Raw genomic sequence first — 20,931 nt, forward strand, 5'->3', positions numbered from 1 at the left:
GCCGCTTCGCCGCAGACTGCGATCCACCGCGCAGCCTGCGGCAGTGGCTGGCAGGCGGCATGCTCTTTCGCTTGCGGAGTGGTAGATGAAACACAAGGTCATTTTGGTAGTACTCGACGGACTCAATTACGAAGTTGCCCGCCATGCCATGGGGCATTTGCAGGCGTATGTGGGTGCCGAACGGGCAGCCCTGTACAAAATGGCGTGTGAACTACCCTCACTGTCGCGCCCGCTGTACGAGTGCATCCTGACCGGCGTATCGCCCATTGACAGCGGCATCGTGCACAACAATGTGTCGCGTCTGTCCCACCAGCGCAGCGTGTTCCACTACGCGCGCGAAGCGGGCCTGAGTACGGCCGCCGCGGCCTATCACTGGGTCAGCGAACTGTATAACCGCTCGCCGTTTATCATCCCGCGTGACCGCCACACCGAAGCACCGGATTACCCGATCCAGTACGGGCATTTTTACTGGACCGATCACTACCCCGACTCTCACCTGTTCGCTGACGCAGAGCATTTGCGTGTTAAACATTCGCCCGACTTCCTGCTGGTGCACCCGATGAACATTGACGATGCCGGGCACAAACATGGCCTGGACTCGGCGCAGTACCGAAACAGTGCGCGCTCGGCCGACATCATTCTGGCTGACTACCTGCAAGGCTGGCTGGACGCGGGTTATCAGGTGCTGGTGACTGCCGACCATGGCATGAACAATGACCGCTCGCACAATGGCTTGCTCGACGAGGAACGCCAGGTCCCGCTGTTTGTGCTGGGCGAAGCGTTCAGCTTCAACCCCGACGTTGAACCTCGGCAAACCGAGCTGTGCGGCACGGTATGCCAATTACTGGGCGTGGCCCATGACAAGCCCGTGTGCCACGACCTGCTGAGGCCCGCCCCATGAGTCGAGGGAAATGGCTCGCCTTGTTATGCCTGCTGCCGTTCGCGGTGTTTTTTATCGTGTTCCAGATCGCACCCTTGGTGTGGGTGCTGATTCACAGCGTGCAATCGCAAGACAGCGGCTGGGGCCTGGCCAACTTCAGCAAAATTGTCAGTTCAAAGTTTTACAGACAGGCGATTCAGCACAGCCTGGAGATCAGCTTCTGGTCGAGCGTATTTGGCATTGTGATCGCGGTGCTGGGCACTTATTCACTGCGCAAAGTGGATTCGCGGCTGCGTAATTTCGTCAACGCCTTTGCCAACATGACCAGTAATTTCTCCGGCGTGCCGCTGGCCTTTGCCTTCATCATCCTGCTGGGGTTCAACGGCAGTATCACGATCATGCTCAAACAGGCGGGGATCATCGAGGATTTCAACCTGTACTCCAAAACTGGGCTGATCATTCTTTACACCTATTTCCAGATCCCGCTGGGCGTGTTGCTGCTGTACACGGCTTTCGACTCGCTGCGTGAAGACTGGCGCGAATCAGCTTCGCTGCTGGGCGCCAACAGTTGGCAATTCTGGCGTTTTATTGGCTTGCCGGTACTCACCCCCGCCCTGCTTGGCACGTTCGTGATTTTGCTGGCCAATGCCTTGGGCGCTTACGCCACGGTTTACGCGTTGACCACCGGCAACTTCAACGTATTGCCGATCCGGATTGCCGCGTTGGTATCGGGCGATATCAGCCTCGACCCGAACATGGCCAGCGCCCTGGCCGTGATTCTGGTGGGTTTGATGACCTTGGTGACGCTGGTGCATCAGTGGCTGTTGAAGAGGACTTACCATGTCGCGCGCTGAATCCACATCCGCCAGCCTGTATCACCGTAGTGTGGTCTGGCTGCTGTTCCTGATCCTGCTGCTGCCGTTACTGGGCACGCTGATCTACTCCATCGCCAGCAGTTGGTCGGCCACCATTGTGCCCAACGGGTTCACCTTCAAGTGGTACATCCAGTTGTGGGGCGATCCGCGATTTCTGGCGGCATTCGGGCAGTCGCTGCTGGTCTGCGTGGCAGCACTGGCGCTGTCGGTGGTGCTGATTTTGCCGTTGCTGTTTGTGGTGCACTACCACTTCCCGAAGCTCGACGCGCTAATGAACATTCTGATCCTGCTGCCCTTTGCCGTGCCGCCCGTGGTGTCGTCGGTGGGCCTGCTGCAACTGTATGGCTCCGGCCCGCTGCAAATGGTGGGAACCCCGTGGATTCTGATTGGCTGTTATTTCACTGTCGCGCTGCCCTTCATGTACCGCGCTATCACCAACAATCTGCAGGCAATCAACCTGCGCGACTTGATGGACGCTGCTCAATTGCTGGGCGCCAATACCTGGCAAGCTGCGTTTCTGGTGGTGCTGCCCAACTTGCGCAAAGGCTTGCTGGTAGCGCTGTTGCTGTCGTTCTCGTTCCTCTTCGGTGAGTTCGTGTTTGCCAACATTCTGGTGGGCACCCGCTACGAAACCCTGCAGGTGTTCCTGAACAACATGCGCAACATCAGCGGCCATTTCACCAGCGCACTGGTGATCTCTTATTTCCTCTTTGTATTGGTGCTGACCTGGGTTGCCACCTTATTGAACAAGGACAAAAGCCAATGAGCTTCGTCAGCGTCGAACATCTGCAAAAAAGCTATTCCGGCACCCCGGTGTTCAGCGACATCAATTGCAGCATCGCCAAGGGAGAATTCGTCACCCTGCTCGGCCCGTCGGGGTGCGGCAAGTCCACCCTGCTGCGCTGTATTGCCGGGCTGACGCCCGTGGACGAGGGCACAATCCTGCTCGACGGTCAGGACATTGTCCCGCTGAGCCCGCAAAAGCGCGGCATTGGCATGGTGTTTCAAAGTTACGCGCTGTTCCCCAACATGACGGTCGAGCAAAATGTGGCCTTTGGCCTGCGCATGCAAAAGGTCAATGCCAATGACAGCCACAAGCGGGTAACTGAGGTGCTGCAACTGGTGGAGCTTAATGACTACGCCAAACGTTACCCGCATCAGTTGTCGGGGGGGCAATGCCAGCGCGTGGCGCTGGCGCGCTCGCTGGTCACTCGCCCGCGCCTGTTGCTGCTGGACGAGCCACTGTCTGCACTGGATGCACGGATTCGCAAACACTTGCGCGAGCAGATTCGTCAGATCCAACGCGAACTTAACTTGACCACCATCTTCGTGACCCACGATCAGGAAGAAGCGCTGACGATGAGTGATCGCATCTTCTTGATGAACCAGGGCCGCATTGTCCAAAGCGGCAATGCGCAAACCCTGTACGCAGCCCCGGTGGATGCCTTTGCGGCCGGTTTTATTGGTAACTACAACCTGCTGGATCCGGAGGCGGCCACGCGCCTGTTGCAACGTCCGGTTACCAGCCGGATCGCAATCCGTCCCGAGACCCTTGGATTAAGCCTGCAAGGCGAACCCGACGCACTGATCCGCAGCCACAGCCTGCTGGGCAATGTGATCCGCTATCGCGTAGAAGTCCGCGGCGTGGAGTTGATCGTCGACGTGCTCAATCGCTCATCGGCGGATTTGCTCCCGGATGGCCAGCGGGCTGCCCTGACCATCGATCCAAGCACCCTGTGTGAGGTAGCCTGATGTTCTTGAATTCACTGAAAAGAGAGTCGCGCTGATGGCTTTGGCAATTTTTGATCTGGACGAAACCCTCATTCACGGCGACTGCGCCACCCTGTGGAGCGAACAGATGGGCCGTTTGGGCTGGGTTGACCCCGAGTCGTTCATGAAGCGTAACAATGAACTCATGGATGCCTACAGCCGGGGCGAGCTGGCCATGGAGGCGTACATGGCATTCAGCCTTGAGCCAATGATCGGCCGCACACCTGAAGAGATTGAACACCTGGTCGAGCCCTGGGTGGAAGACGCTATCGAGCCGATCATATTCAGTGACGCCACCCGCACCATTGCTGCCCATCGCAAGGCCGGAGACCGGATTTTGGTGATTTCCGCCTCAGGCACCCATTTGGTCAAGCCGATTGCAAAACGCCTGGGCATCGATGAGGTGCTGGGCATTGAGCTGGAGATCAAGCACGGGGTATACACGGGCAACACCGTTGGCACGCTGACGTACCGCGAAGGCAAGATCACCCGCTTGCTGGAGTGGCTGGACGCCGAAGAAGAAAATCTGGAAGGGGCGAGTTTTTATTCCGATTCACGCAACGACTTGCCGCTGCTGCTGAAAGTGGATCACCCGCACACGGTCAACCCTGACCCGGTATTGCGCGAACACGCTGAAAAAGCCGGGTGGCCGGTTCATCACTGGAAGTAAGCGCCCAAGCCCCTCTCCGCACAGGACAGGGGCTTAGCCGATTTACACCAGGCTGGGGTCAATCACCAGCACCAGCTTGCCGGACACCTGATTGCCGGCCAACTCATCAAACGCTTCTTGCGCCTGCTCAATCGGGAAGGTTTTAGCCAGTTGTGGGCTCAAACGATTCTCGGTGAACAAAGGCCATACTTGCTGACCCAAATCACTGAGCAAGTCCGCTTTAAACTGGTCGTCACGGCTGCGCAGGGTCGAACCCAACAGCTGGATCCGCTTGCCCAGTACGATGGCCAGATCCAGCTCAGCCTTGCGCCCGCCCATCAAACCGATCAGCACCCAGCGACCGTCCTGAGCCAGCAACGTCAGGTTGGACTCCACGTAATTGGCACCCACCGGGTCCAGCACCACGTCGAACGGCCCCAGCGCCTTGAGGCTGTCGAGCCCCTCGTTACGCAGCACGCCACCTTGCGCCCCCAGTGCTTGGCAATACGCCAGGCGCTCTGCAGACCCCACACTGACCCAGCACGGGCTGCCAAAGGCTTTGCACAGTTGAATGGCGGCTGAACCGACGCCACTCGCACCTGCGTGTAACAGCACTTTTTCACCGGGTTTCAAACCGGCCAGCTGGAACAAGTTCAACCAGGCTGTGCTGTACACCTCGGGCAATGCCGCGGCTTCAACCAGCGACAAACCTTCAGGCACCGGCAAGGCATGGCGCGCATCCACCACCACTTCCTCGGCCATGCCGCCCCCGGCCAGCAGCGCACATACCCGGTCACCCACTTGCCACGACGATCCGGGACCAACTTCGCTGATCACGCCCGAACATTCCAGGCCCAGCACGTGACTGGCGCCTGGCGGTGGCGGATAGAGCCCCGCACGCTGTAAAAGATCGGCACGGTTAAGCCCCGCTGCCGCCACACGAATCCGAATTTGCCCTGCATCGCAGGTGGGACTTGGCTCTTCAACCCACTTCACTTGACCTTCAACGCCTTGCAATGCTTTCACAGTGCCTCCATAGTGAGTCCGGACTGAGCCCGGCGCTGAAGCACCGGGCTTTTTGCATTATGCGACCGGTCCTTGATGGAACCGGCGACTTCAAAGACGGCCTAATATGCGTTATCAATTGCCCCCGCGTCGAATCAGCATGAAGCATTTATTCCCTAGCACCGCACTTGCCCTATTCATTGGCCTCGGCGTTTTGCCGCTTTCGGCCAATACATTCGCCGCTAACAGTTGGGATAACCTTCAGCCCGATCGTGATGAGGTAATTGCCAGTCTTAACGTTGTTGAGCTGCTCAAGCGCCATCATTACAGCAAGCCGCCACTGGATGACGCACGTTCCGTGATCATCTATGACAGCTACCTGAAGCTGCTCGACCCCTCGCGCAGTTATTTCCTGGCCAGCGATATTGCCGAATTCGACAAATGGAAAACCCAATTTGACGATTTCCTCAAAAGCGGCGACCTCAACCCTGGCTTCACGATCTACAAGCGCTACCTGGACCGGGTCAAATCGCGTCTGGACTTCGCTCTTGCAGAGCTGAACAAGGGGGTCGACTCGTTTGACTTCAACGCCAAAGAGACACTGGAGGTCGACCGCAAGGACGCGCCGTGGCTCAAGACTGAAGCCGAACTCAACGACCTGTGGCGCAAACGCCTTAAAGACGAAGTGCTGCGCCTGAAAATTGCTGGCAAAGAGCCTGCAAAAATCCAGGAACTGCTGACCAAGCGTTACAAGAACCAATTGTCGCGCCTTGATCAGACCCGCAGCGAAGACATCTTCCAGGCGTATATCAACACCTTCGCCATGTCTTACGACCCGCACACCAATTACCTGTCGCCCGATAATGCGGAAAACTTTGACATCAACATGAGCCTGTCGCTGGAAGGCATTGGCGCCGTGTTGCAAAGCGATAACGACCAAGTGAAGGTCGTGCGTCTGGTGCCAGCAGGCCCGGCGGACAAGACCAAGCAGGTTGCCCCGGCGGATAAAATCATCGGCGTTGCACAAGGCGACAAAGAGATGGTCGACGTCATCGGCTGGCGTCTGGACGAAGTGGTCAAGTTAATTCGCGGCCCTAAAGGCTCTGTCGTGCGCCTGGAGGTGATTCCGGCCAGCAATGCGCCGAATGACCAGACCAGCAAGGTTGTGTCCATCACCCGCGAAGCCGTGAAGCTTGAAGAGCAAGCGGCCAAGAAGTCGATCCTGAACCTGAAACAGGACGGCAAAAACTACAAACTTGGCGTGATTGAAATTCCGGCCTTCTATCTGGACTTCAAGGCATTCCGTGCCGGTGACCCGAATTACAAGAGCACCACCCGCGACGTCAAGAAACTGCTGACCGAGTTGCAGAAGGAACAAGTCGATGGCGTGATTATCGACCTGCGCAACAACGGGGGCGGTTCGTTGCAGGAAGCAACCGAGCTGACCAGCCTGTTCATCGACAAGGGTCCGACCGTGCTGGTGCGTAATGCTGACGGCAAGGTCGATGTCCTGGAAGACGAAAACCCGGGCGCTTTCTACAAAGGCCCGATGGCGTTGCTGGTTAACCGCCTGTCGGCATCGGCGTCGGAGATTTTTGCCGGCGCCATGCAGGATTATCACCGCGCGCTGATCATCGGTGGCCAGACCTTCGGCAAAGGCACCGTGCAGACCATTCAACCGCTTAACCATGGCGAACTGAAACTGACACTGGCCAAGTTCTACCGGGTTTCCGGTCAGAGCACCCAGCATCAGGGCGTTCTGCCTGACGTCGCATTTCCGTCGATCATCGACACCAAGGAAATCGGTGAAAGCGCACTGCCTGAAGCCATGCCATGGGACACCATCCGCCCGGCGATCAAGCCTGCGGTTGACCCCTTCAAGCCTTTCATTGCCAAGCTCAAGGCGGACCATGAAGCGCGCACGGCCAAGGATGCGGAATTCATCTTTATCCGTGACAAGCTGTCGTTGGCAGACACGTTGATGAACGAGAAGACCGTCAGCCTGAATGAAGCCGAGCGCCGCGCGCAGCACGCCGACATTGAAGCCAAGCAACTGGCGATGGAAAACGCCCGTCGCCAGGCCAAAGGCGAAGCACCGCTCAAGGAAATGAAGAAAGAAGACGAAGATGCTCTGCCGGTCGAGCCTGAAAAGACCAAACCGGAAGATGACGCTTACTTGAGTGAGACCGGGCGCATCTTGCTGGACTACCTGAAGCTCAATGGTCAGGTGGCCAAAAGGTAACGGTTGATCGGCAACAGTGGATTGATTCACCGATGTAAAAAGGGCGGGCCGCGTGAAGCGGCCCGCCCTTTTTATTGGCACGGTCGCCAGGTTAGCCCGACACAGCCTGATAGCGACGGGCCTGCTCGGGATCGGCCAGCAATCCCGGACCACCTTGCTCATACAACGCTGCCAATTTGATCGGTGCCAAGGGATGACCCGCATTGGCCGCCATGATCCACCAGCGCACCGCTTCGGCGGCATCAGGCGCTTTGTTCACGCTTCCTGCAAGGCTGAACACGCCGACTTGGTAGGCGGCTTTGCCATCGCCCGCCAGACCCGCCAGGCGCAACAGACGCACGCCCTCCTCCTTGGCGCCCAGCCCTTGACCGCGAAAGGCCAGGATGTGGCCATAGAAGCTTTGAGCGTCGGTATCACCCAGGTTAGCCATGCGCGCAAACTGACCTTCCATCCAGCGCCATAACCACGGCTGGCGTACACACCAGCGCCAGTGAAATAACCTGCGCGCCAGCCAGTAGCTTAAGCGCGCCTTAAGTCGCCAGAACACTCAGGCCTCCTCATGTTCGTACGCATGTTCAAACACGCGTACCACTTCAGAAGCATGCCAGGACGCGGCGGCTACGCCATCCGGCGGGCCGCTGAAACGCCCCAGTCGTTGCACACATTCGAAAAAACCGGTGCGCGGCAAACGACTGGCCCCCTGGCTGATGACCAATGAGCTGCGCAAGGGCTGCTCGGCCTTGGTATCCAGGGCAGCCAAATGTTCGAGGGCGGCCGTCAGGGTCAGCATTGCCGGGCTGGGCAACTGCAAGCGCTCCAGCAACGCACGGTAGGTCACCAGATGCCGCTGTCGGCGCGCCTGATCGAGTTCAGCCAGCAATCCGTCCCAGTGTTGACGACTGATGCGCACGCTCATGACGCGTCCCTCCATCCAGTGATGCCCAACTCCCAACCGAGGCTGCGACTGATGGCGCTGTCGGGCAGTCGCTCGCCGCTTTCGATCATGCTCAGGTAAGACGGGCTGATGCCCACCGTGCGTGCCAGCGCCTCAAGTGCCAGCCCTTTTGCTTCGCGCAAGCTTCGCAGTTGATCAAGCCCTGGCAGTGCCTGCTCAGGCTCTGGCGCGGGGGGTGCCTCGATGGGTGCCAACGGCTGATTCAAGCCCGCCGCCTTGAGCAGTGCCTGATAGCTTTCCCATGACAGAACCGCGTACTCGGGTTCACCGTTGCGCTTGATAATTTGAAGATCCATTACTAAACCCCGTCAGACTTTTAAGTAAATCGAGTCGGAACTTTCCTTAGAAGCTTAATCCTAACAGCCGATAAGGTCTTGGGGGTTTTTGTTCTGACGCAGGATAAAAATCATCGAGCGGTGGAGAATAGCCAGCGGGGAGAAAAATGTTATCCACACAAATTGTGGATAACCTTGTGAACAGAGCTGATTTTGGCCTCTGAGAGGCCCGTTCTATAAGGGCTGCGCTCAGATCGGGCATTTTTTACACACATAAAAAAACCCACAAATTCATTGACTTGGCAGTCAACTGGCACTAGCGCTCAAGGCTTACAGCCTTGGTGAGGCCCGCCACAGAGTGGACCAACCGCGTAAGAAGGGGACTACAAAAACGCAAACGCCCCGTCGAGACGGGGCGCTGTGTGTCGCGAAACGCTTATTTGCTGGCAGGTGCTGCCGGAGCAGTTTCCTGGTCAGCGTTTGCCGGATCTTTGATGCCCAGCAGTTCCAGGTCAAATACCAGCACCGAGTTGGCCGGAATGGCCGGGCTTGGGCTTTGAGCGCCGTAAGCCAGCTCGCTAGGAATGTACAGCTTGTACTTCTCGCCCACGTGCATCAGTTGCAAGCCTTCAACCCAACCCGGGATCACGCCGCTTACCGGCAGATCAATCGGGCTGCCGCGCTCAACCGAGCTGTCGAACACCTTGCCGTCGATCAGTTTGCCTTCGTAGTGAACCGTCACAACGTCGGTCGCTTTTGGCTGTGGACCATCCGCTTTCTTGATCACTTCGTATTGCAAGCCAGAAGCTGTGGTGGTGACACCGGCCTTCTTGCCGTTTTCTTCGAGGAATTTTTTGCCTGCAGCAGAGGCTTCTTCACTCATTTTGGTCAGACGCTCTTCTGCACGCTTTTGCAGCGCCGAGAAGGCTTCGATCAGCTCATCATCTTTGAGTTTCTGCTCTTTCTTGCCAACGGCATCTTCGATGCCCAGGGCGACGGCTTTGGAATCCAGATCATCCATGCCTTCTTGAGCCAGGCTCTTGCCCATGTTCAGGCCAATGCCATAAGAAGCTTTTTGTGCCGGAGTTTTCAGCTCTACGCTGGTCTGCGAATCGCAACCCGCCAGTACCAGGCTTACCAGAGCCACAGCTGCCGCCAACCGATGCTGTTTCATGCTATTTCCTTGTTCATGCGCCAAATGGGCAATCGAATAAAGCCGCGAGCTTATCAGGCGGCCGCGACCAATGGCTACCGGCATGAGAGCGACAAAACGATCAGAAGTTCACGCTTAAAACACAATTCATAATCGCCGCAACTTTTGTTAACACTTAAGGCAGTCTGTCAAGGCTTGCGCACTTTTTCCAGAGGGAACTAATGGCTACTTGATGCCAGCCACTCTGTAAGGCATAAGACTGTAAAAAATTGACAAGGAGCGTGACAGTGCGTCTGTTTTACCGTGTTCTGCTAATCCTGCTGGTGGCCGTGGCGGGGCTGATTGCAGTGGTCGTTTATTTCACCGCCAATCCCCACTTACCTGCCTATAAGGCGCCGCAGCAACTGCATTATCTGGATCAATGGAGCCCGGCAGACCGCCAGACGTATTACTACACGCCCCAAGGCACTCAAGTAAAAGGTTTGCGCTACAACTGGTTCAGTGCGCTGGAGCTGCCATTTTCGCAACAACCCTTCGCCGCGCCCGAGTACCTGGCGCGCTTCGGGTTTCTGGTCGAGCCACAACAAAAAGCCAGTGCGGCCAACCCCGGCAACTTGCCTGTGGGCTTCACACGCCACAGCAACCCCGGCAGCACGGTCGAGTACCTCGACATCACCTGCGCCGCCTGCCACACCGGCGAACTGCGTTATCAGGGGCAAGCCTTGCGCGTGGATGGCGCGCCGGCCCAGCACGTGCTGCCCTCAAGCGTACCCACCCTGCGCGGTGGCAGCTTCGGCCAAGCGTTAGTGGCCAGCCTGGCCGCCACGTATTACAACCCCTGGAAATTCGAGCGTTTTGCCCGCACCGTGCTGGGCGATGACTATGACGCGCAGCACAAACAGTTGCGCAGCGAGTTCAAAGCCTCGTCAGACAATTTCCTTGCCGTGGCCTGGAATGACACCCATCGCGGCCTCTACCCCACGTTGGAAGGCCCCGGCCGCACGGACGCCTTCGGCCGCATAGCCAATGCCAGCTTTGGCGACGCGATATCCCCTGACAACTACCGCGTGGCCGACGCCCCCGTGGATTACCCGCATTTATGGGACATGTGGACGTTCGATTGGGTGCAGTGGACCGCCTCGGCCAAGCAGCCGATGGCACGCAATATCGGGGAAGCCCTGGGCGTCGGTGCCACCCTGAATTTCTTCGACAGCCATGGTCAGCCATTACAAGGTGATGCACGTTACCCCTCGAGTGTTCGGGTAACTGATTTGCACCTGATTGAAGAAACCCTGCAAAAACTCAAACCGCCGGTGTGGCCTGAAGCCCTCTTCGGCCAGATCGACCGCCCGTTGGCCGCCAAAGGACGAGCCCTGTTCTCCGAAAACTGCGCCGGGTGCCACGTGCCGCAGGTCAAGGACGAAGATGGCCGCCGCGTGCAACAGCTCACGGTGATCCCGCTGGACGTGATTGGCACCGACCCCAATACCGCGAATAACATCGCTGATAATCGCTACGACGTGAGCGCCCTGCAATGGGACCCGGCTGAGTTGGCGCAGATGAATGTCACATTGTTCCCACACAGCGATGAACCGCTGGACTTGCATCAACTGTCCGTTGCCAAAGGGTTGGCGTACATCACCGCCTTTGTTGAAAAGCATGCGTACAACGCTGCCGGAATCAGCCCGCAGGAACAGGATCGCCTGAATGGATATGGGCTGCCGATTGCCGTGCAAGAGGTGCGCGCTTACAAGGCTCGGCCGCTGGACGGGATCTGGGCCACGGCGCCGTATTTGCACAACGGCTCGGTCCCCACCTTGTATCAGTTGCTGTCGCCTCAGTCCGAGCGCGACGAAACGTTTTACCGCGGCACGTTTGAGTACGATCCGCGTCATCTGGGGTATCGCACCGAAGCCTTTGACGGTGGCTTTGTGCTCGACACCCGCATCAGTGGTAACCACAACAGCGGCCATGAATTTCGCGCCGGGCCGCAGGGCAATGGCGTAATCGGGCGCTTGCTGCACCCTGAAGAACGCTGGGCCTTGCTGGAGTACCTGAAGGTACTCGGCAGCCCGCTTGCACAACAGTTGCCCGCGCTATGAGAGGGCCATTGCGAAGCTCGGCCTCAATCACTAAAAGGATGTTTGTATGCTGACCACTCTTTGGACGCGTCTGGGCTCATGGCTGGGCAAGTTGCTGCTGGCACTGATCGCGCTGGGGTTAGTCGGCTGGGCGTTGGCCACCGGCTGGTATGCCTGGCAGCACCGCGGGCCCGTGTCGACTCAAGAAGAAATCCCGGCCGGTGAAGCCGCAATGACCCGGGATACGATTCAGACCGCCATCAAAATCGTCGATCAGCACCGGGAAAACACCCGCTACCTGCGCGATGCTCACGCCAAGGCACATGGCTGCGTCAAAGCGGAGGTTGAGGTGTTGAACGACCTTGACCCGGCCCTGCGTCAAGGTGTCTTCGCCGAGCCCGGCAAGACCTGGCACGCCGTGGTGCGCCTGTCCAACGGAAACGCTTACCCGCAATTTGACAGCATTCGCGATGCACGGGGCATGGCTATCAAATTGCTAGATGTTCCGGGCACCCAATTGATGGCCAGTCAACAAGGCCGAACCGAACAGGATTTTGTGATGTTCAACCATCCCAATTTCTTCGTCAGCGATGTGGCCGAGTACCGACAAAACATCGGGGCGCAGGCCGACGGCAAAAAAGTCATGGCGTTCTTTCCGTCATGGAACCCGAAAGACTGGCAGGTTCGTCATTTGTTCATTGCCTTGGCGACGCTGTCACCTGCCCCGGCCAGCCCGATACAAACCACGTATTTTTCGGTCTCGCCTTACAAATTTGGCAGCGTAAACGCCAAATTCCGGGTAGCACCCGACCCTGATCGATGCCCGGCCTACGCCCTGCCCGAGCAGAACCAGGCGCTGCCTAATTTCTTGCGCAATGCGCTGACTCAACAACTGTCCACGGACCGCGTACCTGCCTGTTTCGTGTTGCAAATTCAGCGTCAGAACGCCAATCGCTACATGCCGATCGAGGACACCAGTATTGAGTGGCAAGAGTCGCAGGCACCGTTCGAGACGGTGGCGCGGGTCACTGTGCCCGCGCAAGACTTTGATACCCCAAGCCAGAATTTGACGTGTGACAACCTGTCGTTCAACCCGTGGCACGGGATTGACGCGCATCGGCCCATTGGCGGCATCAACCGGTTGCGCAAGGCCGTGTATGAGTCGGTCAGCGACTACCGCCACTCTCGCAACGCCGAACAGTAATCGCACAGCGGCCCGTCTCAGGCAGACGGGCCTTGCCGCTAGTCCTCCCCGGTTACCGGGACGGACATGAGCGTTTAGTGAACGGGTAATTCGACGCCTTCGAACAGGTCTTCAAGCTCTTGTTTGTTATGGCACTGGATAGCTTTGGCCATCACTTCGCGGGTCAGGTGCGGCGCAAATTTTTCGATGAAATCGCACATAAAACCGCGCAGGAACGTGCCACGTCGGAAACCGATTTTGGTGATGCTCGACTCGAACAGTTCGCTGGCGTCCAGCACCACCAAATCTTTATCAAGGTTAGTGTCGACGGCCATTTTGGCCACGATCCCAACCCCCAGGCCAAGGCGGACATAGGTCTTGATGACGTCGGCGTCGGCTGCGGTGAACACCACTTTGGGTGTAAGACCACGGTGGCTGAACGCTTCGTCAAGCTTCGAACGGCCGGTGAAACCGAACACGTACGTCACGATAGGGTATTCGGCCAGTGCTTCAAGGGTCAGCTTGGGTAGCTTGGTCAGCGGATGCCCCTGAGGCACCACGACGCAGCGGTTCCAGCGATAGCACGGCATCATCACCAGGTCGCCGAACAGTTCAAGGGCTTCAGTGGCAATGGCGAAATCAACGGTGCCATCTGCCGCCATTTCGGCGATTTGCATCGGCGAGCCCTGGTGCATGTGCAGCGAGACATCCGGGTATTGTTTGATGAAGTTGCTGATTACCGGCGGCAAGGCATAACGCGCTTGCGTATGGGTGGTCGCAATCGACAGGGTGCCTTTCTTCTCGTTGGAGAACTCTTGGGCAATCTGCTTGATGCTTTCAACTTTGCGCAGGATCTCGCCTGCCGTGGTGATGATACGCTCGCCTGCCGGCGTGACGCGGGTCAGGTGCTTGCCGCTGCGGGCAAAGACTTCGACGCCCAATTCGTCTTCAAGCAAGCGAATCTGTTTGCTGATACCCGGCTGTGAGGTGTAAAGGCTTTGTGCGGTGGCGGAAACGTTGAGGTCGTGGTGCGCCACTTCCCAGATGTAGCGCAATTGTTGAAGCTTCATATGCATCCCTCAAAGCAAATAGACGCCAAGGGTATCGGCGGCGGTATATAACTATATGGAAGGTCAGAAGAAGAAATCTAGAACTTTTTTATCGTTATGAGCCCTCTATGCGCCTTCACCATCCGTGCGACGCCGGCGCTGCAGCAGCGGCACCAGGTACACCGGCATTTGCGCCAGCTCGATGACCTGCGCTGCGGTACGTCCCAAACGGCGAAGCCCTGCGGTGGACTGGCCATGACTGCCCAGAATCAACAGGTCAACCGCCAGGCTGTTCGATTGCTGCAAAATCACCTGCGCCGGCTCCCCCTGAATCGCCTTGACCGAGCGAATCAGGGCCAGTTCCTGCCCGCCTTCGCCCAACTCGTCGCGCAGGTTTTGCAATACCCGCAGCTCAATGTTCGACAACATGGTGCTCATGCCCTGACGGTGCAACGCGCTGAATGCCTCTTCATCGAGATAACTCTGCAACACCGACTCAGCGAACAGCCCCATTGGCTCCACGGCATGCACCACGTACAAGTCCGCGCGGAAGGTCCGCGCCAGTCCCAAGGCGTGCTGCATCACCAGCGGCGCATAAATACCGAGGTCATTGGCAAACAGTATCGAGCGAATCATGCCACCTCCCTCGACTCAATGATTGGCCGAGATGGATTCAGCTTAGCAGCGCCAAGGGAAGTGCGAGGGCTATCACCGTGATGTCAGTCGGCAGGCAAATCCGGCCGTTCATTGCTGATACCGTGGGGCACATGCCCGGTCGCAACCACTTGGCGGGCGCGCTCGCAATGACCGGCCTGATCGTCGAAAAACACGTCAGCAGCGAAGGCTTCGAGAAAGGCTGACTTGTCCAGGCCACCCAAAAACAGCGATTCATCCAGCCGGATGTCCCAGTCACGCAGGGTACGAATCACCCGCTCATGGGCGGGCGCCGAGCGCGCCGTCACCAGCGCTGTGCGAATCGGACAGGCGTCATCCGGGAATTCACGCTGCAACAGGTTCAGCGCCTCCAGAAACCCCTTGAAGGGGCCGCCGCGCAACGGGCTGCGCGCCGAGTCACGCTCCAGGGATTGAAATGCTTCGATACCGCCCGACTGGTACACGCGCTCGGCTTCGTCCGAAAACAGCACGGCATCCCCGTCAAACGCTATGCGCAGTTCTTTGTTTTCAGCCCGCCGCGTGCCTCCGGACAAAATCGTCGCGGCCGCGAAGCCGGCGTCCAGCGCGCTACGGACATCATCGGCGTGGGTTGATAAAAACAAGTCGCAGCCAAAGGCATTGAGATAAGGATGGGGATTGCGCCCTCCTGAGAAGGCCGCCCGGGAAATGGCCAGCCCGTAATGCTGGATCGAATTGAAGACCCTCAAGCCGGTATCGGCGCTGTTGCGCGAGACCAGCACCACTTCAACGCGCTCGCGGCCGAGGGTGGCATTGAAGCTCAACAGCTTTTGCACTAGTGCAAAGGCATCTCCCGGCGCCAGCACTTCATCTTCATGCTCAATCTGGTACTGGCGATACGCTTCAATGCCCCGGGCCAGATAGACCTCATGGCTTTCACTCAGATCGAACAGGGCGCGGGACGAAATCGCCAGCACCAACTTGCCTTTCAAGCCTTTACTCATGTCGCCTCCACAGGGTGTGCATGGGGTGAACGACCGGTTCAAGGCAGATCGTCCGGTTCCGTCATCAAGGCCAGCCGGATGTGATGCGCCAGCTCGCCTTCACTCAAACGCGATTTCAATTCGCCATAACATTGGCCGTCCCGCACCACAAACAGTGTCGGCAAATGGAAAATCCCATAACGCTGCACCAAGCCACCGTTATCGCCTGCGTCAATCCAGCACAGCCGGTCAACGGGCAGCACCATCGCGGGCAACATTTGGCGGGCGACTCGGCAGCTCGAACACCCGGCGCCAGTGAATATCACCAGTGAGGTACCGGGCAGTTCCAGCAAATGCCGGTCCGCATCAAAATCTGTCAGTTCCATTTCACCCACTATACTGAGGCAAACAATATCAAAGTGCTGGCACTTGGAGTGTGCGTTCATGGGTCGCTTTTTACCCCACCCAGATGATATTCCCGCTGAGATTACGCCCCGCGAACAACCCGCCCTTTCACGCCAGAAGCTGCACTCTATCAGCCTTGGCGGCGTTTCATGCAACAGCGATCGAGGCTGGAAGCGTGGAGCAGCCGTCGACATTCACATGCCTACCCTGGGTCTGGATGCACATTACGCGGGCTACATCGCCTGGTGCGAAAAACGTGCACAGGGCTACCGTGTTGGCATTACCTTTACCGATGCCTCGACGCTATTTGGCGCACGCATGGGCGAACAGGTGTGTCAGATCGAACACTTTTACCGCTTGCAGCGATTACAAAACCCGCAGGTAGACAACATAGAAGCACTGGCGCTGGAATGGATCAGCCTCAATGCTGTGGAGTTCTCTCAAGCCACCCTGGAGCGCGCGCTGGGTCAACCGGCACTGGATTAAACCTGCGTGTGCCCATTGTCGGATAACCGCTTTACGCGTTAAGGTTCGGCTCCCCGTTGCGCTCAATCATGCTGTGCTCCGCCGCACGGGGATCGCTGGCGGCCGGCACCCGTGACCTGACGAGTAACACGATGGCTGATTTACCGATCGACGACCTAAACGTTGCCTCCAACGAAACCCTGATCACACCTGAACAGCTCAAGCGCGAGATGCCTCTGCGTGAAACTGCGTTGCAGACTGTGACCAAAGGCCGTGAGGTGATTCGCAACATCCTGGATGGCAAAGACCATCGACTGTTCGTTGTCATCGGGCCTTGCTCGATCCACGATATCAAGGCTGCCCACGAATACGCCGAGCGCCTCAAGGCCCTCGCCGCTGAAGTCAGCGATACGCTGTACTTGGTCATGCGGGTGTATTTTGAAAAACCACGCACCACCGTCGGCTGGAAAGGCCTGATCAACGACCCGTACCTGGATGACTCGTTCAAGATCGAAGACGGTCTGCACATCGGGCGTAAACTGTTGCTCGACCTGGCTGAAATGGGCCTGCCGACTGCGACTGAAGCGTTGGACCCAATCTCCCCGCAATACCTGCAAGACCTGATCAGCTGGTCGGCCATTGGTGCCCGCACCACCGAATCGCAAACCCACCGCGAAATGGCTTCCGGCCTGTCTTCGGCCGTTGGCTTCAAGAACGGCACCGATGGTGGCCTGACGGTAGCGATCAACGCCTTGCAATCAGTTTCCAGCCCGCACCGCTTTCTGGGTATCAATCAGGAAGGCGGCGTCTCGATTGTCACCACCAAAGGCAACGCATACGGCCACGTCGTACTGCGCGGCGGCAACGGCAAGCCGAACTACGACTCCGTGAGCGTCGCCCTGTGCGAGCAGGCGCTGACCAAAGCGAAAATTCGCCCGAACATCATGGTCGATTGCAGCCACGCCAACTCCAACAAAGACCCGGCCTTGCAGCCACTGGTCATGGAAAACGTGGCCAATCAGATCGCCGAAGGCAATCAGTCGATTATCGGCCTGATGGTCGAAAGCCATTTGAACTGGGGCTGCCAGGCCATCCCTAAAAACCTTGAAGATTTGCAATACGGTGTGTCGATTACCGATGCGTGCATCGACTGGGCAAGCACCGAGAGCACCCTGCGCAGCATGCGTGCCAAGCTCAAGGATGTTCTGCCTAAACGTGCTCGCGGCTAACCACCGCCACGGCTGAACCTGCAGGGGCGCACCCGCTCCTGCAGGAGCTTTACACCGTTCTACAACGGAATCGAAGCCCGGCGTTCGCCGCGCTCATACACCACGTTGGCGCGTCCCACGATCAAAGGATCAAGCGCACCGATACCTTTCAAATCCTTATCGGCATACGGCAACTTGTGCAGTACATAGCGCATGGCGCTCAACCGCGCGCGCTTCTTGCAATTGGACTTGATCACGGTCCAGGGTGCATCCGAGGTATCGGTGTACGAGAACATGCCTTCCTTGGCCTTGGTGTAATCGTCCCACTTGTCCAGAGACGCCAGATCGATCGGGCTGAGTTTCCAGTGTTTAAGCGGATGTTTCTCGCGTTCTTTAAAACGTCGACGCTGCTCATCCCGGCTGACTGAAAACCAGAACTTGATCAGGTGGACGTTACTGCGCACCAGCATGCGTTCGAAATCCGGTGTCTGGCGCATGAACTCCAGGTATTCATCGTCCGAACAGAAGCCCATCACCCGCTCAACGCCAGCGCGGTTGTACCAGCTTCGGTCAAACATCACGATTTCACCTGCTGTGGGCAAATGCTGAACATAGCGCTGGAAATACCATTGGCCACGCTCTACTTCGCTGGGTTTCTCCAGCGCGACAATTCGCGCACCCCGAGGGTTGAGGTGTTCCATGAAACGCTTGATCGAACCGCCCTTGCCCGCCGCATCCCGCCCTTCGAACAGAATGACGACTTTCTGGCCAGTTTCCTTGACCCAGGCTTGTAGCTTGAGCAGTTCAACTTGCAGGCGATATTTCTCGCGCTCGTAGTTACGGCGCGACATCAGGTTCTTATAGGGGTAATTGCCTTTGCGCCAATCCGGTGCCAATTGATCGTCCGGGTGCAGGGGGCGCTGGTGAAACACCGACTCGCTTTCCTGACTCAGCAACGCATTGCGCAACACCACCGCATCGTCGGGAGACATGCCCGACATCAAGGTGCCCAAGGTCTGGATAAGCCCCTGCGTATCGCCCTGCGGAATTTGCTGAAGGATGTCTTTGACCGCCGCACTGGTCGCTGCCTGGCGCGACTGAATTTTATCTTCGACTACGTGCCGCTGAAGTTGCGCCGGGCTCTGCGTCGGAGCGACATCACCGGACTGGGCGCGGCGTGGGCGGACGCTGCGTGGCGCTTTTTTGGCTGCGGGCTTTACAGAAGCAGTGCGAGTGACCACATCGGTCATGAGATTTCCTTAAATGAACGGCGGATGATTCAAATAAATACAGCATCTGTCACCCAACACCCTAGACACAGATCAAAAACCTTCCGATCAGATTCGCAGCAAACGCAGGCACCCCGCGAGAACGACATACTCGCGGGGTGCAGGTTGTGCGTTTTAAACGTGAGCGCCGCGACGTTAACCCAGTTGCTCGTCCGCTTTTATACCCTTGCGATAGACCTCATACACGATGACATCAGCGTTGAGTTCGCCCAGGTACTTTTCAATCAGAGGCTTGACGTCTTGCCATTCCAGCCCGCCGACGCCGGTGGCCAGACGCGGTAACGCCACGCTTTTGATGTGCTCGTCAGTCACATACCGGGCCAGTTCCCGCAAGGCATGCCCGACGTTTTTCAGGGTTGCCTTGCCGGGCTTGGCGGCATGACCGGCGTGTAGGGAGTCTTGAGTCAACAGGTTCACAATGCTGCGCACCCCACCCTTGTCATCCACACCCGACCAGCACCAGATCTCACCGGGCTGCGGTGCCTTGCTGTGGGCAGCGTGACGATAGTCCGCCACCAGGGATGGCCAACGCTCACGCAGAGCCAGCGCCAGGCCGGTATCGAAAGGATCCTGAGGCGCAATGCCGTGAGCAATCACCTGCGCTTGACTCAGTAAAATGTCGCCTTCGACTTCACGGATCATATGCGTTCTCTCCACAGTCAATAATCCGGGCTCGGCAACGCGCCTCCCCCGCCTGATTCCAGACTAAGCGAGGGGGTCAGTGTTCACGTTGATTCAGGTCAATAGCGGCAAGAAGGGCGTCGAGTGACGCCCGGGGTGGCGGGCAGCGAGCATAAAAGGGATCACAGTTTGGCTGGAGTACGTTTGTGGCGTTCCATATAACGCTCCACGTAAGAACATGAAGGAATTACGTCATAGCCCATCTTCTCGGCGTAATCGAGTGCTTCTTCAGTCAATGCGGCAGCAATTCCGCGACCACGCAGGGCGTTGGGAACAAAGGTGCGGTAGATATCCAGAGTCTGCTTGCCCAGATCCATGTAGGTCAGGTAAGCACGATGACCGTCGACAGTGGTCTCAAACTGGTGACCTGCCTGGTCATGGTGGATGGACAACGCCTCGCTCATCATTACTCCTCGCGGGTCTTGAACCGTGACCCCTACCTTACTGTTGTTTTTCCACCGAGGGAACCACTGCGCACCAAGCGTTGACCTTGCGCAGTAGCAAGATGCCAGCCTGTGTAAAGCGTAGTCAAACTCGAGATAAACGCTCGCTAAACTCGACCTGACCGAAGCGTCTCTCGCTCAGCCTCATGCCAGTCCATTGAACATTTTGCGGAATGTTGAAGCTATGACGAGAATCCGGCGCTAAAGTCACTTGAAACCTGACGCCCTATCCCCACATAGGGCGATGTGCTTAGTGCGTCAAACCGACTGTTTTACAAGCACAATCTGTTAAAGCTAGCCCATGGCCAGTCATTACCAATTATTTTTTTTGGTTCTTGCGCTAGGTCAGTTTACTTACTACAAGTAATGGGTAGTATGTACGCCGGCTGTTTCCTCATGTTGAAGGAGCAGCTTCAATTAGAAAGTCCTTGAAGGGGAACACGATGAACAACGTTCTGAAATTCTCTGCTCTGGCATTGGCCGCAGTTCTGGCTACCGGTTGCAGCAGCGTATCTAAAGAAACTGAAGCCCGTCTGACTGCAACTGAAGATGCAGCAGCACGTTCCCAGGCTCGTGCTGACGAAGCCTACCGTAAAGCTGACGAAGCGCTGGCTGCTGCTCAAAAAGCACAACAGACTGCTGATGAAGCTAACGAACGTGCTCTGCGCATGCTTGAAAAAGCAAGCCGCAAGTAATAGTCCTTCGGG

At 57.5% G+C, this 20,931-nt stretch carries 23 protein-coding genes; 11 read left to right on the top strand and 12 right to left on the bottom strand.

Going from position 1 to position 20,931, the window contains the following annotated elements:
- The first annotated feature begins 85 nt into the window (after positions 1–85).
- Genes HBN68_RS20770 through HBN68_RS20790 form a run of 5 tightly spaced genes read left to right on the top strand, consistent with a single transcriptional unit; the run spans position 86 to position 4,195 of the window.
- On the top strand, positions 86–901 hold the full coding sequence (locus HBN68_RS20770) for an alkaline phosphatase family protein (protein ID WP_169965949.1): 816 nt from the start codon (positions 86–88) through the stop codon (positions 899–901).
- Positions 898–1,734 carry an ABC transporter permease subunit gene (locus HBN68_RS20775; protein ID WP_169965951.1) on the top strand — a complete coding sequence of 279 codons (837 nt, stop codon included), beginning with the start codon at positions 898–900 and terminating at the stop codon, positions 1,732–1,734. Before HBN68_RS20770 ends, HBN68_RS20775 begins: the two co-directional genes overlap by 4 nt.
- On the top strand, positions 1,721–2,521 hold the full coding sequence (locus tag HBN68_RS20780; RefSeq protein WP_169965952.1) for an ABC transporter permease: 801 nt from the start codon (positions 1,721–1,723) through the stop codon (positions 2,519–2,521). The genes HBN68_RS20775 and HBN68_RS20780 overlap by 14 nt, the downstream gene beginning before the upstream one ends.
- Positions 2,518–3,507, top strand: coding sequence for an ABC transporter ATP-binding protein (locus HBN68_RS20785; RefSeq protein WP_169965954.1), 990 nt, complete (start codon positions 2,518–2,520; stop codon positions 3,505–3,507). The genes HBN68_RS20780 and HBN68_RS20785 overlap by 4 nt, the downstream gene beginning before the upstream one ends.
- Positions 3,508–3,541: 34 nt before the next feature.
- A complete protein-coding gene (locus HBN68_RS20790) occupies positions 3,542–4,195 on the top strand; it encodes an HAD family hydrolase (protein WP_094994021.1) in 654 nt (217 codons plus the stop codon).
- 42 nt (positions 4,196–4,237) lie between these two features.
- Here the strand turns inward: HBN68_RS20790 and HBN68_RS20795 are convergent, their stop codons facing one another.
- Entirely contained in the window at positions 4,238–5,200 is a 963-nt protein-coding gene (locus tag HBN68_RS20795) for a zinc-binding dehydrogenase (RefSeq protein ID WP_169965956.1), read from the bottom strand.
- 139 nt (positions 5,201–5,339) lie between these two features.
- On the opposite strand from HBN68_RS20795, the gene HBN68_RS20800 reads away from it, so the two are divergent.
- Complete coding sequence (locus tag HBN68_RS20800; protein WP_169965958.1) at positions 5,340–7,421, top strand: carboxy terminal-processing peptidase; 2,082 nt, start codon at positions 5,340–5,342, stop codon at positions 7,419–7,421.
- 91 nt (positions 7,422–7,512) lie between these two features.
- Here HBN68_RS20800 and HBN68_RS20805 read toward each other — a convergent pair whose 3' ends face one another.
- The 4 genes from HBN68_RS20805 to HBN68_RS20820 form a co-directional block, all read right to left on the bottom strand.
- Positions 7,513–7,968, bottom strand: a complete 456-nt coding sequence (locus HBN68_RS20805; protein WP_094994024.1) for an SEL1-like repeat protein — start codon at positions 7,966–7,968, stop codon at positions 7,513–7,515.
- Positions 7,969–8,337: a hypothetical protein gene (locus HBN68_RS20810; protein WP_094994025.1), complete on the bottom strand. Its 369-nt coding sequence runs from the start codon at positions 8,335–8,337 to the stop codon at positions 7,969–7,971. It abuts the gene before it with no gap.
- Positions 8,334–8,672 carry a helix-turn-helix transcriptional regulator gene (locus HBN68_RS20815; RefSeq protein ID WP_094994026.1) on the bottom strand — a complete coding sequence of 113 codons (339 nt, stop codon included), beginning with the start codon at positions 8,670–8,672 and terminating at the stop codon, positions 8,334–8,336. The genes HBN68_RS20810 and HBN68_RS20815 overlap by 4 nt, the downstream gene beginning before the upstream one ends.
- A 415-nt stretch (positions 8,673–9,087) precedes the next feature.
- A complete protein-coding gene (locus HBN68_RS20820) occupies positions 9,088–9,825 on the bottom strand; it encodes an FKBP-type peptidyl-prolyl cis-trans isomerase (protein WP_094994027.1) in 738 nt (245 codons plus the stop codon).
- Positions 9,826–10,091: 266 nt separating this feature from the next.
- On the opposite strand from HBN68_RS20820, the gene HBN68_RS20825 reads away from it, so the two are divergent.
- On the top strand, positions 10,092–11,906 hold the full coding sequence (locus HBN68_RS20825; RefSeq protein WP_169965960.1) for a di-heme-cytochrome C peroxidase: 1,815 nt from the start codon (positions 10,092–10,094) through the stop codon (positions 11,904–11,906).
- A gap of 46 nt (positions 11,907–11,952) precedes the next feature.
- Positions 11,953–13,089 (top strand): catalase family protein, encoded by a 1,137-nt coding sequence (locus tag HBN68_RS20830; protein ID WP_169965962.1) that lies wholly within the window; start codon positions 11,953–11,955, stop codon positions 13,087–13,089.
- 74 nt (positions 13,090–13,163) lie between these two features.
- Here HBN68_RS20830 and cysB read toward each other — a convergent pair whose 3' ends face one another.
- The 4 genes from cysB to HBN68_RS20850 all read right to left on the bottom strand — a co-directional run bounded on the left by cysB (position 13,164) and on the right by HBN68_RS20850 (position 16,179).
- Positions 13,164–14,138: an HTH-type transcriptional regulator CysB gene (gene cysB, locus HBN68_RS20835; RefSeq protein ID WP_047277772.1), complete on the bottom strand. Its 975-nt coding sequence runs from the start codon at positions 14,136–14,138 to the stop codon at positions 13,164–13,166.
- A 105-nt stretch (positions 14,139–14,243) separates the two neighbouring features.
- Entirely contained in the window at positions 14,244–14,753 is a 510-nt protein-coding gene (locus HBN68_RS20840) for a universal stress protein (protein WP_094994030.1), read from the bottom strand.
- A gap of 83 nt (positions 14,754–14,836) precedes the next feature.
- Positions 14,837–15,754, bottom strand: coding sequence for a 5'-nucleotidase (locus HBN68_RS20845; RefSeq protein WP_094994031.1), 918 nt, complete (start codon positions 15,752–15,754; stop codon positions 14,837–14,839).
- Between the two features lie 38 nt (positions 15,755–15,792).
- Positions 15,793–16,179 carry a thioredoxin family protein gene (locus tag HBN68_RS20850; protein WP_169965964.1) on the bottom strand — a complete coding sequence of 129 codons (387 nt, stop codon included), beginning with the start codon at positions 16,177–16,179 and terminating at the stop codon, positions 15,793–15,795.
- On the opposite strand from HBN68_RS20850, the gene HBN68_RS20855 reads away from it, so the two are divergent.
- Positions 16,178–16,624, top strand: a complete 447-nt coding sequence (locus HBN68_RS20855; RefSeq protein WP_094994032.1) for a PilZ domain-containing protein — start codon at positions 16,178–16,180, stop codon at positions 16,622–16,624. The genes HBN68_RS20850 and HBN68_RS20855 overlap by 2 nt on opposite strands.
- A gap of 131 nt (positions 16,625–16,755) precedes the next feature.
- Entirely contained in the window at positions 16,756–17,832 is a 1,077-nt protein-coding gene (locus HBN68_RS20860; protein ID WP_094994072.1) for a 3-deoxy-7-phosphoheptulonate synthase, read from the top strand.
- 59 nt (positions 17,833–17,891) lie between these two features.
- On the opposite strand, the gene ppk2 is transcribed toward HBN68_RS20860, so the two are convergent.
- The 3 genes from ppk2 to HBN68_RS20875 form a co-directional block, all read right to left on the bottom strand.
- Complete coding sequence (ppk2, locus tag HBN68_RS20865; protein ID WP_202969409.1) at positions 17,892–18,812, bottom strand: polyphosphate kinase 2; 921 nt, start codon at positions 18,810–18,812, stop codon at positions 17,892–17,894.
- 423 nt (positions 18,813–19,235) lie between these two features.
- Positions 19,236–19,742 carry a macro domain-containing protein gene (locus tag HBN68_RS20870; RefSeq protein WP_094994034.1) on the bottom strand — a complete coding sequence of 169 codons (507 nt, stop codon included), beginning with the start codon at positions 19,740–19,742 and terminating at the stop codon, positions 19,236–19,238.
- 161 nt (positions 19,743–19,903) lie between these two features.
- Positions 19,904–20,185 (bottom strand): GNAT family N-acetyltransferase, encoded by a 282-nt coding sequence (locus tag HBN68_RS20875; RefSeq protein ID WP_094994035.1) that lies wholly within the window; start codon positions 20,183–20,185, stop codon positions 19,904–19,906.
- A 482-nt stretch (positions 20,186–20,667) separates the two neighbouring features.
- Between HBN68_RS20875 and oprI the strand changes: the two genes are divergently transcribed.
- Positions 20,668–20,919, top strand: a complete 252-nt coding sequence (gene oprI / locus HBN68_RS20880) for an outer membrane lipoprotei OprI (protein ID WP_003172710.1) — start codon at positions 20,668–20,670, stop codon at positions 20,917–20,919.
- The last annotated feature ends 12 nt before the right edge of the window (positions 20,920–20,931 follow it).

Origin of the sequence: Pseudomonas sp. WS 5078, from assembly GCF_012985745.1 — a bacterium.
Lineage (GTDB): Bacteria > Pseudomonadota > Gammaproteobacteria > Pseudomonadales > Pseudomonadaceae > Aquipseudomonas > Aquipseudomonas lundensis_A.